The sequence below is a fragment of the Flavobacterium tyrosinilyticum genome, assembly GCF_023656565.1.
GTDB classification, from domain to species: Bacteria; Bacteroidota; Bacteroidia; order Flavobacteriales; family Flavobacteriaceae; genus Flavobacterium; species Flavobacterium tyrosinilyticum.
Window position 1 is genome coordinate 36,394 of the sequence record NZ_JAMOKG010000004.1, and the last position, 16,097, is coordinate 52,490.

The window sequence follows — 16,097 nt, forward strand, 5'->3', positions numbered from 1 at the left end:
AATTTAAATACATAGAATCATAGTTTTTTGAATCTCGCAAAGACGCTAAGTCGCAACGTTTTGCTTACAGAGACTTAAAAAAGAATTGCTTTGCGACTTAGCGTCTTTGCGAGCTATTCGACACCAAACAAAACTTTAAAATTACTTTAGTAAGACAAAACAATGACAAAACAAAAAGTTACTTTATTCTGGTTTAGACGTGATTTGCGTTTAGAAGACAATACCGGATTATTTCATTCTTTACAATCCAATTTTCCTGTTGTACCTCTTTTTATTTTCGATGATGATATTTTAGAACATCTCCCAAAAGACGATGCAAGAGTAACTTTCATTTATGATTCATTAAAAAAAATAAACTCAGAATTAAACCAATTTGATTCTTCCATTTTAATCAAAAAAGGAAAAACAAAAGACGTTTGGAAATCGCTTGTCGAAGAATTTGATATTCAAAATGTTTACTTCAATAAAGATTATGAACCATTCGCTATTAAACGTGACCGCTTAATTTCATCTTTATTAAAAGAAAATAATATTGAAACGATATCTTTTAAAGATCATGTAATTTTTGAAGAAAAAGAAATAACCAAAGCAGACGGACTTCCTTATACTGTTTACACGCCTTACAAAAACAAATGGCTGGAAAAATATCATCTCTCTGGATCTGCTCCAGAATATGATTCGACGCCATATCAATCTAATTTTGCTGAAAATAAATTCAAGTTTCCAGATTTAGCCGAAATAGGTTTTGAAAGAAGCTCTATAAAAGTTCTTCCTCACAACTTAACGCAAATTGCCCATTACAAAGAAACCAGAGATTTCCCAGCTTTGGACAGCACTTCTTATCTGTCTCCACATTTACGCTTTGGAACTGTAAGCATTCGAAAATTAGTAAACTGGGCGAACCGAAAAAATCAGATTTTTTTGAGCGAATTAATTTGGAGAGAATTCTTTATTCAGATTCTATTTAGTTTTCCAAATTGCGTTAATCATAATTTTAAATCCAATTACGACGGAATTCAATGGCGAAATAACGAAGAGGATTTCAAACGCTGGTGTTCTGGAACAACAGGATATCCAATGGTTGATGCTGGAATGCGGCAATTAAACGAAACAGGCTATATGCACAATCGCGTGCGTATGGTTGTAGCTAGTTTTCTTTGCAAACATTTACTGATTAACTGGCAATGGGGCGAAGCCTATTTTGCAGAAAAGCTTTTAGATTTTGAATTGGCTTCAAACGTAGGAAACTGGCAATGGGCAGCAGGAACAGGCTGTGACGCCGCTCCTTATTTCAGAGTTTTTAATCCCGAAATCCAACAAAAGAAATTTGACGAAAAAGGAGAATATATTAGAAAATGGATTCCCGAGTTTGATTTTGGCTACGCAGAACCTATGGTTGATCATGCTTTTGCGAGAGATCGCGCGATTGCGACTTATAAAGCAGGGATTTTGAAGTAGTTTTTTTTTGTTTCAGGTTTCAGGTTTATACTGCATGCTTAGTTTTGGTTCACGCAGATTTTGCAGATTAAGCAGATTTATACTCATTTTTGTCATCCTGAGGAACAAAGGATCACAAAAGAAACTCCGCACAGAATGTCTCCAAACTTTGTCGATTTACGAGTGTCATCCTTCGTTCCTCAGGATAACAAACTAAATAAAAAAACCTTTGTCAAAGTTTAAAACTTTGACAAAGGTCTATACATATAAAATTGGAATTTGGATTTTTTACATTGGAATTTCCTCAACTAGTACTTCAAATAATTATCCACTACAATTTTAGCTTTCAGATCAAACATTAAATTGTATAAACCAAAGAAAGTACGGTTCATGTAAATAAAGTGCTTAGAACCACGATTTCCGTTCATTTTTTTCAGGTTTGTATCTTCTGAGAAACGTTTTCCTAATTCAGCAATTGCATTAAAGAATTTTTCATCGGAAAAATCGAAAGTTTCGTTTTGAAAAGGTTTTGTAAAAAGCGACAATAAATCATGAAACATTTCTGTGAAATATTCCACTTCTGCAGGTGTATCATCTTTGCGCAGAATTTCTAATTCGAATAATTTCTCATTAAAAAGCTTCTGGTCTGTAATCACATTTTTATTGATCAATTCGAAATAAGGGGTATAAAAATCTTCTGGAATTTGCTTCATACAACCAAAATCTAAAGCGATCAATCGGTTTTGATCGTCAACCAAAAAATTCCCCGGATGCGGATCTGCATGCACTTTTCGTAAAACATGGATTTGATACATGTAAAAATCCCAAAGCGCTTGTCCTAACTTATCACCCGCTTCTTGATCTTTATTTATGGCTGTAAATTCAGAAAGATGAATTCCCGTCATCCAATCCATTGTAATAATTTTCTCTGATGAAAATTCTGGATAGTAATTCGGAAAAGTAATGTTTTCAATTTTACTGCAAGCATCAACAACTTCCTGACTTTGTTGTAATTCTAACAAATAGTTGGTTTCTTCAATGAGTTTGTCTTCAACTTCTTTAAAATATTTATCAGAATCTTTTCCTTGAAGATTAAACATTCTGATTGCAATTGGTTTTACCAAAGCCAAATCAGACGAAATACTATTTGCAACTCCAGGATATTGAATTTTAACCGCCAGCTTTTTATCGTTTTTCTTTGCCAAATGCACCTGGCCAATACTTGCCGCATTTACAGAATTCGGATTGAACTCATCGAAAATTTCGTAAGGTGTTTTTCCAAAATTGTTTTTGAACGTTTTTAAAACCAAAGGAGCAGAAAGTGGCGGAACAGAAAACTGCGATAAAGAAAATTTCTCTACATAAGCTTGAGGCAGAAAGTTTTTATCCATACTCAGCATCTGAGCTACTTTTAAGGCGCTTCCTTTTAAGCTTTTTAGTCCGTCATAAATATCTTCTGCATTGTTCTCATTTAGCTTATCGCGGGTTAAATCTGGGTTTACCATTTTTTCGGCATAATGCTTTACATAGTTTACACCAATCTTAGCACCAGTCTGAACCAATTTTCCCGCTCGTTCAATTTTAGAAGTTGGGATATAATCAATTGTTTTCATTATCTGCTGTGTACTTTTTCTTTAAACAAAAATTTTCCAAAATCAATCAGGTGATTCATTGGTGCAACATTCATTAACTCAAATGAAGCGTTAACAGACTTTTCAATAAAAATATCCGTTTTCTCAAAAGCGGGAGATTCATCTTCCATCCAAAATTTAATGGTCATCATCAATTGCAACCAAGAAGATTCTTGAATAGCTTTTTCTTGAAATTTCTGGAATCTTTCTTGCTCTAATCTGTAATCATCAGTTAAAATCTCAGCAACATAGTCTTTGAAACTATTGCGAAGTGTTGTTAACTGAACTAAATTTTTGATTGGGTTTCGATCTATTTTAAGGGATTGCAAAACATAACTTCTGTTGGCTGTCAGGATTTCGAAGAAAGTAAAATAAAAACTTAACATTTTATTCTTCATATCATATCCTTGATATTCTCCATTTTTGTGAAGAAGGTTCACCGTGTTTTCAAAAAACAGTCGAAAAATTTCTTTTTCTAAACCTTCTAATGTTCCAAAGAAAGTATAAAACTCAGCTTCAGTAAAATCATTTTCTTTAGCAAAATGATAAACCGATTTTGGTTTTTGACCTTTTTCTAAAACCTCTTCCATATATTTTGAAACGATATCATCTTTGGTAATTACCTTTTTTTTAGTCGCCATTTTATTAAAATTTAGAATTTGCCATAAAGGTAAACATTGTTTAAGTACCTTTACTAATCCTTAAACACGATACACTGTTAAATATATTATAAACTATTATGGCTCAAAATGTTCTATTAACAGGCGGAACTGGTTTCGTCGGGAAATATTTGACAGATGTTCTGATCGAAGCAGGTTTTTCCGTATCCATTTTGAGTCGTTCTGATAGAGAAAGTACTCCAAGAGTGACCTATTATAAATGGGATCTAAAGAAAAACTACATTGACAAAAATGCGGTTTTAAATGCCGATTATATTATTCACCTTGCTGGAGAAGGAATTGTCGAAAAGAGATGGACTAAAAGACGCAAAAGAGCCATTATTGAAAGTCGCGTAAGACCGGTTGAAATGATCTATGCTATTTTGGAGATGAACAATAAAAAGCTGGAAGCGTTTATTTCTGCTTCAGGCATTGGAATTTATGGTGCCATTACTAGTCATAAAATCTGTACTGAAAATACCCCTCCAGCCGATGATTTTCTTGGCATTACTTGTCAGAAATGGGAAAATGCCGCCGATAAAATTGGTTCTTTAAATATTCGAACAGTCAAAATTAGAACTGGAATTGTTTTTGGTAAAAACGAAGGTTTCTTAAAAAAAATGGTTCCTACATTTAAATCTGGTTTTGGTGCTGTTTTAGGTTCTGGCAAGCAATATCTTCCTTGGATTCATATTGAAGATTTGTGCCAGATCTATTTAAAAAGCATTGAAGACACCAAACTCGAAGGTGCCTACAATGCATGTGTAATCGACAATACCACAAACTCCCGATTTTCTAAAACTATGGCTAAACTCTACGATTATAGTATATGGATTCCTAAAGTTCCGGCAATTGTATTAAAAATTCTGTTGGGACAAATGAGTGAGGCCATCTTAACAGGACAGCGCGTTTCTTCAGAAAAAATTCAAAAAACAGGTTTTGAGTTTCAATTTACAGATTTAGAAAAGACACTTATTAATTGTATAAAGTAATTCTTATTTCAAAGTCAGCATGGTCTCATCGCTACGAATAATACCCGTTAGTTCTGTATTGGCCGTTTTTGCAATTTTCGATGCTATAGGAGTTGGAATATTAATATTAAAATCGGATACTGCGATTGGAAAATCTGAAATTATCTGAATTCCCTCTGGAACTCTTTTAATCAAAGCATTTACAATAATCTCCTTCGATTTTCCGCGTAGATTAAGTTTCCCTTTTATATGATATTCTTTTTCTACTTCATTAATATCTTTCAAATCAAATTTTTCAATCTTTCCTTTAAACACCGCTTTAGGATAACGATTGCTTTGCATGTAATTTTCATTGAAATGCTCTTGCATTAAATCCAATTTGAAACGAAAGTCTTTGATGATAACAGTACAAATAAAAGTACTTGTTTTAGGTTCTAAAAGTATAGCAACTTGTCTATTTACAGCTCTCACTTCTTCAAATAAAGGAACAGACGCCTCAAAGTTTATTGTTCCCGTATTAGTGAAAAATTTGTCTTGGGCAATGACTGAAAAGGCCGTAAAAAATAAAAATAATAAAGTAGTTGTTTTCATAATCGTCTGCATTTAAACAATTATGTCATTCAATTTATCTGGACTAAGAGAAAATAAAAAAATCAGATTCTTAATAATCTGAAAAATCGAACGGCAATACTCAGTGAAAAAATTCCGTAACCCAATAATTATACTTAAAGTTACGGAATTTATGCATGCAAAGTTTTGGTACTTATGCTAAATATTTGTGAATATTTTTTTGTTGTGAAATGGGAATTGTTTGAAGTGAAATGTTCTCAAAATTACATTTTAACTTCTGTACAAATCTCGATTAAAAAGCCATTTAAATCTCTTGCGTACGCTACAACTTGTCCCCATGGTTTTTCTACAGGTTCTGAAACCATAACTGCTCCAAAGGAAGTGGCTTTTTGTAAAACTTCTGGTACATTCTCTACTATAAAACCAATTTCTATTGCAAAAGGTTTGTCTTCTAAACTGCTTTCGATAAAGCCATCAGGCAAATTCTTTGAAGCTAATTTTTTTGAAGCGAATGAAAGTGTTGTTTCTCCTGTAATTAATTCGCCATAATCACCATCTGGCGAGACAAATTTTCTCGAAAAACCAAATGCATTTTCGTAAAATGCAATAGATTCTTCGACATTTTCAACGTATAAAATTGTATATCCAAACTTGATCATATTTTCTAGTATTTAATGTATATCAAATAAATATAAGAAAATTTAGCTGATTTCTAATAGAACATTATATTTTTCTAAGCTTGCTAGATCTTCGATAGAATTTATATTGGCTAATTTTTCGTGTTCTTCAACTTCTTTTCGCACTTCAATATGTTTTATTGCTTTTCTAAAACGACGTACTTCTTGCAAATTAGACAGAATCAATCCTGGAACCTGAACGCTTTTTCCTTCTTTATCTTTGGCAACCATTGTAAAATAAGACGAATTACAATGTTTAATAACGCCTGTCTGAATATTTTCTGCTTCTACACGAATTCCTACTACCATAGAACTTCTTCCGACATAATTTACAGAAGCCTTCATGGTAACCAATTCTCCCACTTCAATTGGCTTAAGAAAGTTTACGGTATCTACTGAAGCGGTTACACAATAATTCCCGCTAAATTTTGATGCCGATGCAAAAGCAATTTGATCTAATAATTGCAAAATATAACCCCCGTGAATTTTACCACTAAAGTTGGTATGCGAAGGCAACATTAATTCTGATATACTAACTTTTGATGATGAAACTGGCTTAAAATCTGTACTCATGTTTTTGGTATTGGTATTGTTGATTAGTTGTATTCTATATTCTATATTCTATATTCTATATTCTATATTCTATATTCTTTTCTCTTGCTTCTTTTCCCTCGCTTCTTTTCCCTCGCTTCTTTCCTCTTCTCTAATTCAATAATTCATTCTCATCTGAATTGATCGCTCTTGCAATAATATTTTCTGGAAGCGCTTTTTTTGCCTTTGCTCCCATTTTCTTTAATCTTTCTACGCTCGAAATTAAGTTTCCTTTTCCGTCAACCAATTTATTCATAGCGCTTTCGTATTCTGTTTTGGTATCTTTTATTTTATTTCCAATTCGGACTAAATCAGAAACAAAACCTTCAAATTTATCATACAAGGCTCCAGCTTGTCTAGCAATTTCCAAAGCATTTTCCTGCTGCTTTTGATTGGTCCACATGCTGTCAATTGTTCTTAACGTTGCCAAAAGTGTACTTGGCGTTACAATTACAATATTCCGGTCAAATGCTTTTGTGTACAAAGAAGGATCTTCGTTTAAAGCAATGGCAAAAGCGGGCTCCATCGGAATGAAGAGCAGTACAAAATCTGGGCTTTCCATGTGGTACAAATCGTGATAGTTTTTACTGCCCAACTGCTCCACATGCCTTTTTATAGAGATTACGTGTTCTTTAAGAAATTCTATTTTTAAAAGTTCAGATTCTTCATTAACCCATTTTTCGTAAGCAGAAAGCGAAACTTTAGAATCGACAATCATTTTTTTACCATCTGGAAGATTAATGACAACATCTGGCAAAACTCGGTTTCCTTCACTATTTGTAAAACTCTGCTGTACTTCGTATTCCCTTCCTTTCTCTAATCCCGATTTTTCTAAAACACGTTCTAGAACCAATTCGCCCCAATTTCCCTGCATTTTACTGTCGCCTTTTAGTGCTTTAGTAAGATTTAAAGTTTCCTTGCTCATTTGCGCATTCATTTCACTCAAACCAATAATCTGCTGACGAAGCGCTGCATGATAGTCAATACTTTCTTTATGAGTCTGTTCTACTTTTTGTTCAAAAACCAGAATCTTATCCTGCAAAGGCGTCAGGATATTTTTCATGTTCACGGTATTTTGTTCTGTAAACTTTGCCGATTTTTCTTCTAGAATTTTGTTGGCAAGATTTTCAAATTCTTTGGTGAATTTTTCCTGAAGTTCATTGATTTCACTTTTTTGCTCTTTATGGCGTTCCCATAAATTTTCAAAATCTACTTCTTTTTTAGAAAGCTGAATGGCCAAACTATCTTTTTCTGTTCGAATGTTTTCTTTCTCAGTAATACTCAGCTGCAATTGTTTCTGCAAATTATTTTTTTCGTTTTCAAACTGCTCTTTCTGCATTTGCAATTGACCGTTTATGGCATTTAATCTTTCCTCATAAATAGCTTTTTCTGACTGAGATTTTGATGCAGAAAGCATCCTGCCTACGTATATGCCTATAAAAAGCGCAACAACAAATCCTAATAAAAACGGTATATAATCGGTCATAACTAAGTCTATTTTACGTAAAAGTACGCAATAATACGTAGTGCTTAGTTTTTAAAATAGAAATTTCACTAATTCATTCCCAATCCAAACTAAACCAACATTTTATTTCAAAAAAAATTTCACCTCAACGCAACCTTTTTTTGAAACCCCTATCTACTAAAATATAAACCTATTAAAATAATTATGAAAAAATTAATGATTGGCTTATTTGTAGCCTTCGGATTCAGCGCCTGTTCTCTCAATGACGGAAATAACTATGTAGATTGCGGTACAAATACAGTTGTAAATTTTACTGGTTTTCCTTTCTCTTGTAATTATACTGAAAAAACATTGCAAAATAATCCAGCGGCAATTGTTGTGGGATCTCAAGAAAAAATGAATGAGTATTTCACAAAACATGCGAACAGCTGTCCTGTAGCAAGTGACCCAAATATTGATTTTACAAAAGAATATTTAGTTGGAATTTTTGCTGGTGCTAAACCTACAAGTGGTTACGAAATTGTAATTAGCTCTATTGTAGAAAACAATTGTGAAATCGTAGTGAACTATTACGAAAGAACTCCTGCTGTAGGCGAAAACGTAACTCAAACTCCTACATATCCAACTGATTTTGTTTTGATTCCGAAAACATCAAAAGGAATGATTTTCAATAAAACTACAGAAAATGCAGATAATATTATTATTGGAAGCTTCAATAACCAATGTTTAAGTTCAGACTGTCAAAAATTCTATCAAATTAATGATTACAACACTTTAAAATTCTTAAATGTTGGAGCAAAACAATATGATTTTGGACAATACAGATATACTCCAACAATCAAAAGGGGCGAATATACTTTACTATTAAAAGATGTTCCTGCAGAGATTTTAGCTTTAAAAGGACAAACTAAAACATACGGTACTCCGGATGCTGGAGATCAAGGCGGAATTTATTTTGAACTGCGTCAAGGAGCAAGCCTTACTAAGGTTTATATCGACAACAACGACACTGCAGACCAAAGTGCTGAAATAAAAATTTTCAAAAAAACGATTCAAGAAAAAATTACTAGCTTAAAATAATACAATCATGAAGAAACTCTTTTTATCTTTTATTGTCTGTTTTCTTTTTACATCAATGATTTCTGTAAATACTTCTAGAGAAGCAGCAGCGGGATCAATAATAAATACTTGGATTTGGGAAAAATCTATAGGAGGTTCTAACAATCCTTATGTGGCAACCCCAAAATCAATCGGGTTTAACAAGAAAATCATCTTTACTGCAGAGGGAAGGGTTATTACTTATAAAGACAATGTGGAGATAAGAAACAGTGCTTATCTAATAGAAAAAAGAAAAGGATATTTTGACCAGTCGGAACATGATCTAATTACGTTTGAAGGCAAAACTTACGTAATAGAAAACCTTGACAATCAAAACCTAACAATTGTAAGCAACAGTCAAGACGGCACTCGAACTATTTTTAAAAGATAGTTTTGTAAGCTATTTAAAACTATTTTTGCAAAATCAAATTTGAACCATTTCTTGAAAGACGAGTTAGAAAAATATATCAAACTGTGCATGAAAAATGACAGGGAGGGACAACTGAAAATTTATCAGTTGTTCTCTCCTGTTTTGTATGGTATCTGTTTGAAATATATGAAGAACGAGGATGACGCGAAAGATGTTTTTCAAGAGGCCTTTGTAATTGCGTTTCAGAAAATAAGCCAATATAAATTTGAAGGAAGTTTTGAAGGCTGGCTGAAACGGATTTTTATAAACAAACTTATCGAGACTTTAAACAAAAAGAAAAAGGAGAGTTTCTTTTTAGATGTTTTTGATCCCGATACCGATTTTGTTGAAGAAGAGGAACTAGAAGCTATTCCGATAGAACAGGAAAAACTGCTGGAGTACATTCGGGATTTACCAGATCAATATCGGACGGTTTTTAACTTGTATGTATTTGAAAAAATGAAACACAGAGAAATCGCCGAACTCTTAAAAATCTCCGAAGGGACATCAAAATCAAATTTAAATCGCGCCAAGCATATATTACAAAAGCGAATTTTGAGCATAAAAAATTTTAAAACAGCATGAAGAAGCAAAAAATAGAAGATATTTTTTCATCAATGGAAGACTTTTCCAGTGTTCCGCCTCCAGAGTTATGGAGTCAGATTGAAGAAAAATTAGACAAACCTAAAAAGAAGAAGAGAGTTGTTCTTTGGTGGTCGGCTGCTGCATGCTTATTATTAGGGTTGCTTCTGCCTTCAATATTACATTTTACTGCTTCGCCTGAAAATATAAAAATCAACAATGGCGGTTTAGAAAACAACAATAACAGTGTTGTTTTGGATAAAAAAACAAACGATAATTCTAACAACAGAAATTTAGATCAAAATAAAAATCTTGGAAAAACAGAAGATTCTTTAAACCACAATTCGACAAGAAAAAATCAATTTAATACAGAATCAGGAATTCCAGTTCAAGAAACTTCTGTAGCGGAAACAAATTCTAAAAACGAAACCAATAAAAAAGATTCTAAACACATTACACCAACTCCTGCCAATGTTCCGAATCAATCTGTCGCTTATCAAAACTCGGGTGTATCAGAAGAAAAAGCAATTGCAAAATCTTCTAAAAAATCTAGTACAGGAGTTCCAGCAAATGCTCCGAACCAATCTGTCGCGTTTCAAAACTCTGGTTCAGCAGAAAATAAATCTATTTTGAAATCTTCTAAAAAATCTATTTTAGAAAATAATGCAAAATCTTCTAATAAAGGAATTTCTGAAGAAAGAGTTGCATTTGGCAAACAAAACAAATTTAATTCGACAGCAAAAAAACAGCTTTCAAATTCGATTTTTGAAGAACAGATTACTCCGAAGAACAATAAAAATCTTGCTTTCAATAATCAGCGCTATTCTGTAAATAATAACTCTTTTACAAACAGCAATGTATACAATTCAAATAATGCGGTTTCTAGTAAAAATGAGAATAAACGCAATGACAAAGCAGTTATTATAAAAGACGATGTAAAAATCACCAACAGTTTGAGCAAAACCGATTCTATGCAGTTGGCTGAACTTCAGAATTTAGAAAAAGGAATCTTAACTCCAGAAAAGCAAAAACAAGAAAAAGAGAAAAAAGATAATTTGATTGATAAAAAAGAAAGATGGGCAGTTGCCGTTTTTGCTGGTGTTGCAAGTTCTGAAAACACTAAAAACGAAAAAACATTAGGTAACGTAAACGATTCTAAACAATCTAATTCTTATGGTGTAAAAACAAAATACAGCATTAACAAAAAATGGGCTGTTGGTTCTGGTTTAAAAATTAGCGAATTAGGACAAAGCGTTGCCAATGTCTCTTATGTAAGCGCCAAAAACAATGCTTTTTTTGCTCCTGCCGCTTCCTATGCCGACAGTAGTCCAGTTGCGTCATCAGATGCAACAAGGCAAGAATATTTTTTGGTTTCAAATAGCACAAAAGAAGCTATGAAAAATGAAAATGTGCAAACAGGTAAATTGGATCAAAATTTAAGATATGTAGAAATGCCTCTTGAGGTTTCTTATTCTATTTTTAATAAAAATAAAGCCAGCATTAATTTAAATACAGGTGGTTTTGTGGGTAAATTAATTTCTAATAATGTGAATTTGGATGGGCATTCTATAGGAGAAAACATGAATGCAAATGATTATGTTTATGGTTCTACTTTGAGTAGTACGGTTCAATATCGTGTCTATAAAAAAACCAATGTTTTTGTTGAGCCTGCTATGAATTATTATATCAATCCGTTAAACAGTCAGTCTTTCAACCAATTCCAATGGGGATTAAATTTTGGTCTGAATGTTTCTTTCTAAAGTAAATTTGTAGTAATTTTCAGAAAAATTTAGAGTTGATTTTTTATGGATTTTATTGCTACATCCCCTGATTTATTATTATGCAAAAAAAATGTTTTTGACAAAGCCGAATTACAGGCAATTTCTTTGCAAAAGGAACTTGAAAGCGAAGAATACAGCGCGTATCGTTTTCTGCTAAACCATAAAAACATTTGTTATCGAGAGGCCAAAATAACTCCAACCAAAACGGGGCAGTTTGTTACTTTGTGGAAAAGAAATCAAACCGGAACGATAGAACCTTTTGATTATTCTGATGCTATTGATTTTGTAATTGTCAATGTTCGAAAAGATCATAATTGGGGACAATTTATTTTTCCGAAGAAAACGCTACTTGAAAAAGGTATTTTTTCTACCCAAAATAAAGAAGGAATTAGAGCGACAAGAGTTTACCCTCCTTGGGATGAAACCACGAGCAAACAAGCTCAGAAAACGCAGAAATGGCAATTGGATTATTTCTTTAACTTTTCAGATCAAAGTAAAATTGATTTAGAGGAATTAAGAAAATTATTTTTATAAAAAAAAGGCAGTCACTAAAATGACTGCCTTTTCTGTTCTATTAAAGTTCCTTATTTCTTAATAACTTTATCTTTAAAAATTACTTTATTGTTTTCTGAAACCGTGTAGAAATAAACTCCAGAAACTAGATTTCCAACTGCAACAACAGCTGTACTAACTTCAGATTCATTTTTAACGGTAATTGGATTTCCAATCGCACGACCATTAAAATCATATAATCTAATTTTCAAATCTCTTCCTTGCGTTGTTTTAATATCAAAATTTAAAACATCTGTCGCAGGATTTGGATATGCTTTTACGAAATATTTATTTTTCCCAAAATCAGGTGTCGAAAGCACGTCTTTTTTCAATTCGAAACGAGCAATTACTGGTCCGTGATCTGAAGTTGTTGTTGTATAATTTGCGATATCATTTCTTGGATCGTAAACTGCAATTGATTTGGCGATATAATCTTCATTCAATTCGTTTGAAATTAAGATATGATCTAAAAATCCTTGCGAACTTAAGAAACTATATGCTCCAGCCTGACTAATACCTAATGTTAAAGCATTATAATTAGTAGTATCATCTACAAATTTCTTATAAGACGAAGCTGTATTTGCATTTCCAACCCACGCTTTAACATCATCATTAAAGTCTCCTAAAAGAATCAAATTTGCATCTGGATATTCAGCATCTAATGCATCTTTTAGATAGTCAATATCATACTTACGCTGATTGTATTTTGAAATATCAGTTCCGCTGTTTGCACGTGCGTGAAGATCAATCAAGTTAATTTCTTTTTTTACTCCGCCAACATTAGCTTCAACCTGAACCAAATAAGGAAGACGTCCTGATGAGAAAAAACTATCATCGTTTTTTTCTGGAGTATCTGTTCCTGGATAACCTGGTAAAACTACCGTGTTAAAACGAACTTGATCGTACAAATCTTTAAACAATACTTTTGTGCTTTTTACAGTAGTTGTTTGGGTATTGTAAATCACAACCAATTTTTGAGGTGGAAAATACGGATCTAAAGCTTGGAATGAGTAAGACCAGGAAGTTGAAATTGTTTTATCGAATGTTTTTCCGTTAACACTAATTTTTTGAATTAAAACATCTAGTGCCGGTTCATCTGAAACTTCTTGAACGACATAAACGTCTGCATTTAATTTGTTCATTACTTTGGCCACGTTTTCTATTTGCAACGCATCATTTGTTGGTCCAAATTCTTTACCCGTTTTATCTTTAACATCAGTTCCAAAAAACTCTAAATTATAAGACACCACATCATAAGTATCTTCCTTTAGTATAGAAGATCCTGTAAGTGAACCAATTTCTTTATTAAGAGAGGTTCCTGTAATAGTTAAAACACCAGAAATAGTTGGTTCTTTTGTTGTTGGTGCAAATCTCGCATAAACTGTTTTTCCTATTAAGGCATCTGCAGAAGAAACAATAATGCTTGACGCAAATGAGATATTATCTCCTGATAATTCATAAGAAGATGGAGCAGCAATAGTAATATCGCCATAACCTGCTGCATTAAAAACAAAAGATTGACTAGCAGAAACTGAATTCGGGCTTACATCTGCAAAATCTAAACGCGGGTTAGAATCTACATATTTCGATTCGTCGATAATAGCAAAGTCATCAAAAGACCATTCTGCAGCATTATCAAGTCCGCCAGAAGCAGTTTCGTAAACCCAAGCCAAATAGGTATGATCTGTTTTATAAGCGGCTAAATTTATAAACTCAGATTTTGCATAACTTCCTGTAGTTTCCGGAAATTTACCATTTAGTGGTGTCCATATTGCTGTATTTGGATCGCTAATTCCATCATAATTGGTTGAAACCATTAATTTTAACGATGGTCCATCATAAAATTGACGAGAATAAAAAGATAACAACGGAATTTGAGTAAAGCCATCTAAACGTAATCTTGGAGAAATTAACCAATCTTTACTTGCTCCACTGTCTGAATATCCATTCATTAAAACCGCTCCAGTTCCAGAATTAACATTACGTGATTGCGTAGTGTGAGTCCATTGGTTTAAAGGTCCTGCCTCATTGTATTGTGACCATTTACTGTTTACAAAAACATTTGGATCGTCAAAATTTTGCACATAAGGATTTACTCCAAAAGCAGTTAAATTAACTGTTTTAGTTGTACCTCCTGTTGTTTCATGAGTTATAGAACCCGTGAAACTGCCAACAGAAGTTGGAGTAAATTTTACATAAACAGTTGGTGTCGCATTAGAATCAAAATCAGTAGGAATAAATGATAAAGATGTTGTGAATGTCGTATTATCTTTTGAAATAGTAAAACTTCCTGATGCAGTAACGACTACATTCGCAGTAAGATCAGAAGCTCCTATTTGGTAGCTTTTTGTTAAAGCATCAAAATTTGGTTCAGTACCTCCTAAATTCAATACAGCAACAGATGGAGATATCGCAGGGGGCATCACGCTCAGTGTTGTAACATCTGTTTTACTAACTGAATTTTGTAAATTATCATAAGGATCCTCAGAAATAGAGAAAACACTATAAGCAGTATTTAAATTTAATCCCGTAAAACTTTTTACATATTCCTGAGCCGGATTTGTTATATCAAAAACCCCAGATTGCAGTGCTGCGGTTCCGTTTGAATCCTGTCCTGCTTTTATTTGTGCAACTGTTGGTTCTGTACTGCCACCAGGCAATAGTACATAATATGTCTTTCCGATTTCATCTATTTTATCAATAAAATCGAAACTATCACCTAAAACATTAGTTGCCTTTGGATAGCCTGTAATATTAACTGGAGCAAAAAGATCTTTTTCAATATCTATATTATCAATTGCAAAAGATGGACGAGAACCCGCACCTGAAATTTGTCTTGAAATCCATCTAATTTGAATTTCCTCCTGATTATTACATGCTGCTGGTAAAGTTACTTTTATAGTCTGAAGATTTTGCGGTTCGGTAGTATTTCCAGTCTGCAAAACTGTATTATTAGTATAAACTGTCCCTAACAAAGATGTAAACTCTCCAGTTGTTCCAATACGATATTGCAATACCATTTCATTTATTCGGCTTGAAACTGGATTTCCAGGAAGCCCATATGGATTACGAATAGTCATTGCATCATATTTAACCCTTACATTTGTTACTCCAGAAGTTGAAAAGGCAAAACCAATAGTATAATCAACACTTCCAGTGTTTAAAAAGCCTAGTTTACCATCATAATTATAAACATTCCCCGTACCAGATGCAGCAGATGCTGGCGAATTAGATGCAACAGCTGCCAAAACTGCATTGGCTGCAGGCGCAATAGTTTTAAAATTGGCTCCTGGTTGCCCGGTAACTGTCCATCCCTGAAAACCAACAGGGTATGCTGTAGTAGTTCCGGCTACTAATTCCTCAAATTTTTGCGTGTAAGGTATTGAACGTTTATCTGGCATGTTCTGCGCACTTAGCACAAAACAATATAAAAAAACCAAAAAAGTCATTACATGACGAAAAGAGTAATTGTTTTTCATACGTTAAAGAATAGAGTTTTTAGAGTTCAAATTTATTGCCTTTAAAATTAAGCTAATGTTACAAAACTATAAATTTAATGTTTGGTCATTTATCAATATAATTCAATAAAACTTAACACAATCTTAAAGATAATAAAATAAAATCAATAAAAAACATCTAACACAAAACATTATTCAAAATAACAATCACATCAA

General features: G+C 33.0%; 14 protein-coding genes. 7 read left to right on the plus strand and 7 right to left on the minus strand.

The window, feature by feature from the left end; all coding sequences use genetic code 11:
* The first annotated feature begins 162 nt into the window (after positions 1 to 162).
* Entirely contained in the window at positions 163 to 1,458 is a 1,296-nt protein-coding gene (locus NCC77_RS20275) for a cryptochrome/photolyase family protein (protein ID WP_250837210.1), read from the plus strand.
* Positions 1,459 to 1,745: 287 nt separating this feature from the next.
* Here NCC77_RS20275 and NCC77_RS20280 read toward each other — a convergent pair whose 3' ends face one another.
* Both NCC77_RS20280 and NCC77_RS20285 read right to left on the minus strand, forming a co-directional pair.
* A complete protein-coding gene (locus NCC77_RS20280) occupies positions 1,746 to 3,050 on the minus strand; it encodes an ABC1 kinase family protein (protein WP_250837211.1) in 1,305 nt (434 codons plus the stop codon).
* Positions 3,050 to 3,709, minus strand: a complete 660-nt coding sequence (locus NCC77_RS20285; protein WP_250837212.1) for a TetR family transcriptional regulator C-terminal domain-containing protein — start codon at positions 3,707 to 3,709, stop codon at positions 3,050 to 3,052. Before NCC77_RS20285 ends, NCC77_RS20280 begins: the two co-directional genes overlap by 1 nt.
* A 98-nt stretch (positions 3,710 to 3,807) precedes the next feature.
* Here NCC77_RS20285 and NCC77_RS20290 point away from each other — a divergent pair, with 98 nt between their 5' ends.
* Complete coding sequence (locus tag NCC77_RS20290) at positions 3,808 to 4,719, plus strand: TIGR01777 family oxidoreductase (protein WP_250837213.1); 912 nt, start codon at positions 3,808 to 3,810, stop codon at positions 4,717 to 4,719.
* Positions 4,720 to 4,722: 3 nt separating this feature from the next.
* Here NCC77_RS20290 and NCC77_RS20295 read toward each other — a convergent pair whose 3' ends face one another.
* The 4 genes from NCC77_RS20295 to NCC77_RS20310 form a co-directional block, all read right to left on the minus strand.
* On the minus strand, positions 4,723 to 5,289 hold the full coding sequence (locus NCC77_RS20295; protein ID WP_250837214.1) for a YceI family protein: 567 nt from the start codon (positions 5,287 to 5,289) through the stop codon (positions 4,723 to 4,725).
* Positions 5,290 to 5,531: 242 nt separating this feature from the next.
* Positions 5,532 to 5,927, minus strand: a complete 396-nt coding sequence (locus tag NCC77_RS20300) for a VOC family protein (RefSeq protein WP_250837215.1) — start codon at positions 5,925 to 5,927, stop codon at positions 5,532 to 5,534.
* A 42-nt stretch (positions 5,928 to 5,969) separates the two neighbouring features.
* Positions 5,970 to 6,518, minus strand: coding sequence for an acyl-CoA thioesterase (locus tag NCC77_RS20305; protein ID WP_095929541.1), 549 nt, complete (start codon positions 6,516 to 6,518; stop codon positions 5,970 to 5,972).
* Between the two features lie 130 nt (positions 6,519 to 6,648).
* Positions 6,649 to 8,022: a DNA recombination protein RmuC gene (locus NCC77_RS20310; protein ID WP_250837216.1), complete on the minus strand. Its 1,374-nt coding sequence runs from the start codon at positions 8,020 to 8,022 to the stop codon at positions 6,649 to 6,651.
* Between the two features lie 183 nt (positions 8,023 to 8,205).
* Here NCC77_RS20310 and NCC77_RS20315 point away from each other — a divergent pair, with 183 nt between their 5' ends.
* The 5 genes from NCC77_RS20315 to NCC77_RS20335 all read left to right on the plus strand — a co-directional run bounded on the left by NCC77_RS20315 (position 8,206) and on the right by NCC77_RS20335 (position 12,405).
* A complete protein-coding gene (locus NCC77_RS20315) occupies positions 8,206 to 9,081 on the plus strand; it encodes a protease complex subunit PrcB family protein (protein WP_250837217.1) in 876 nt (291 codons plus the stop codon).
* A gap of 7 nt (positions 9,082 to 9,088) precedes the next feature.
* Entirely contained in the window at positions 9,089 to 9,490 is a 402-nt protein-coding gene (locus NCC77_RS20320; protein ID WP_250837218.1) for a hypothetical protein, read from the plus strand.
* 87 nt (positions 9,491 to 9,577) lie between these two features.
* Entirely contained in the window at positions 9,578 to 10,093 is a 516-nt protein-coding gene (locus tag NCC77_RS20325) for an RNA polymerase sigma factor (RefSeq protein ID WP_235831011.1), read from the plus strand.
* Positions 10,090 to 11,850, plus strand: a complete 1,761-nt coding sequence (locus NCC77_RS20330) for a hypothetical protein (RefSeq protein WP_250837219.1) — start codon at positions 10,090 to 10,092, stop codon at positions 11,848 to 11,850. The genes NCC77_RS20325 and NCC77_RS20330 overlap by 4 nt, the downstream gene beginning before the upstream one ends.
* A 45-nt stretch (positions 11,851 to 11,895) precedes the next feature.
* Entirely contained in the window at positions 11,896 to 12,405 is a 510-nt protein-coding gene (locus tag NCC77_RS20335; RefSeq protein ID WP_250837220.1) for a MepB family protein, read from the plus strand.
* Positions 12,406 to 12,455: 50 nt separating this feature from the next.
* Here the strand turns inward: NCC77_RS20335 and NCC77_RS20340 are convergent, their stop codons facing one another.
* Positions 12,456 to 15,824: a T9SS type A sorting domain-containing protein gene (locus NCC77_RS20340; protein WP_250837221.1), complete on the minus strand. Its 3,369-nt coding sequence runs from the start codon at positions 15,822 to 15,824 to the stop codon at positions 12,456 to 12,458.
* Positions 15,825 to 16,097 lie beyond the last annotated feature (273 nt).

What these genes read in the sequence shown, in the direction of transcription:
- NCC77_RS20275 (WP_250837210.1), top strand. Translation starts at nt 163, where the DNA reads ATGACAAAACAAAAAGTTACTTTATTCTGGTTTAGACGTGATTTGCGT.
- NCC77_RS20280 (WP_250837211.1), bottom strand. Translation starts at nt 3,050, where the DNA reads ATGAAAACAATTGATTATATCCCAACTTCTAAAATTGAACGAGCGGGA.
- NCC77_RS20285 (WP_250837212.1), bottom strand. Translation starts at nt 3,709, where the DNA reads ATGGCGACTAAAAAAAAGGTAATTACCAAAGATGATATCGTTTCAAAA.
- NCC77_RS20290 (WP_250837213.1), top strand. Translation starts at nt 3,808, where the DNA reads ATGGCTCAAAATGTTCTATTAACAGGCGGAACTGGTTTCGTCGGGAAA.
- NCC77_RS20295 (WP_250837214.1), bottom strand. Translation starts at nt 5,289, where the DNA reads ATGAAAACAACTACTTTATTATTTTTATTTTTTACGGCCTTTTCAGTC.
- NCC77_RS20300 (WP_250837215.1), bottom strand. Translation starts at nt 5,927, where the DNA reads ATGATCAAGTTTGGATATACAATTTTATACGTTGAAAATGTCGAAGAA.
- NCC77_RS20305 (WP_095929541.1), bottom strand. Translation starts at nt 6,518, where the DNA reads ATGAGTACAGATTTTAAGCCAGTTTCATCATCAAAAGTTAGTATATCA.
- NCC77_RS20310 (WP_250837216.1), bottom strand. Translation starts at nt 8,022, where the DNA reads ATGACCGATTATATACCGTTTTTATTAGGATTTGTTGTTGCGCTTTTT.
- NCC77_RS20315 (WP_250837217.1), top strand. Translation starts at nt 8,206, where the DNA reads ATGAAAAAATTAATGATTGGCTTATTTGTAGCCTTCGGATTCAGCGCC.
- NCC77_RS20320 (WP_250837218.1), top strand. Translation starts at nt 9,089, where the DNA reads ATGAAGAAACTCTTTTTATCTTTTATTGTCTGTTTTCTTTTTACATCA.
- NCC77_RS20325 (WP_235831011.1), top strand. Translation starts at nt 9,578, where the DNA reads ATGAAAAATGACAGGGAGGGACAACTGAAAATTTATCAGTTGTTCTCT.
- NCC77_RS20330 (WP_250837219.1), top strand. Translation starts at nt 10,090, where the DNA reads ATGAAGAAGCAAAAAATAGAAGATATTTTTTCATCAATGGAAGACTTT.
- NCC77_RS20335 (WP_250837220.1), top strand. Translation starts at nt 11,896, where the DNA reads ATGGATTTTATTGCTACATCCCCTGATTTATTATTATGCAAAAAAAAT.
- NCC77_RS20340 (WP_250837221.1), bottom strand. Translation starts at nt 15,824, where the DNA reads ATGCCAGATAAACGTTCAATACCTTACACGCAAAAATTTGAGGAATTA.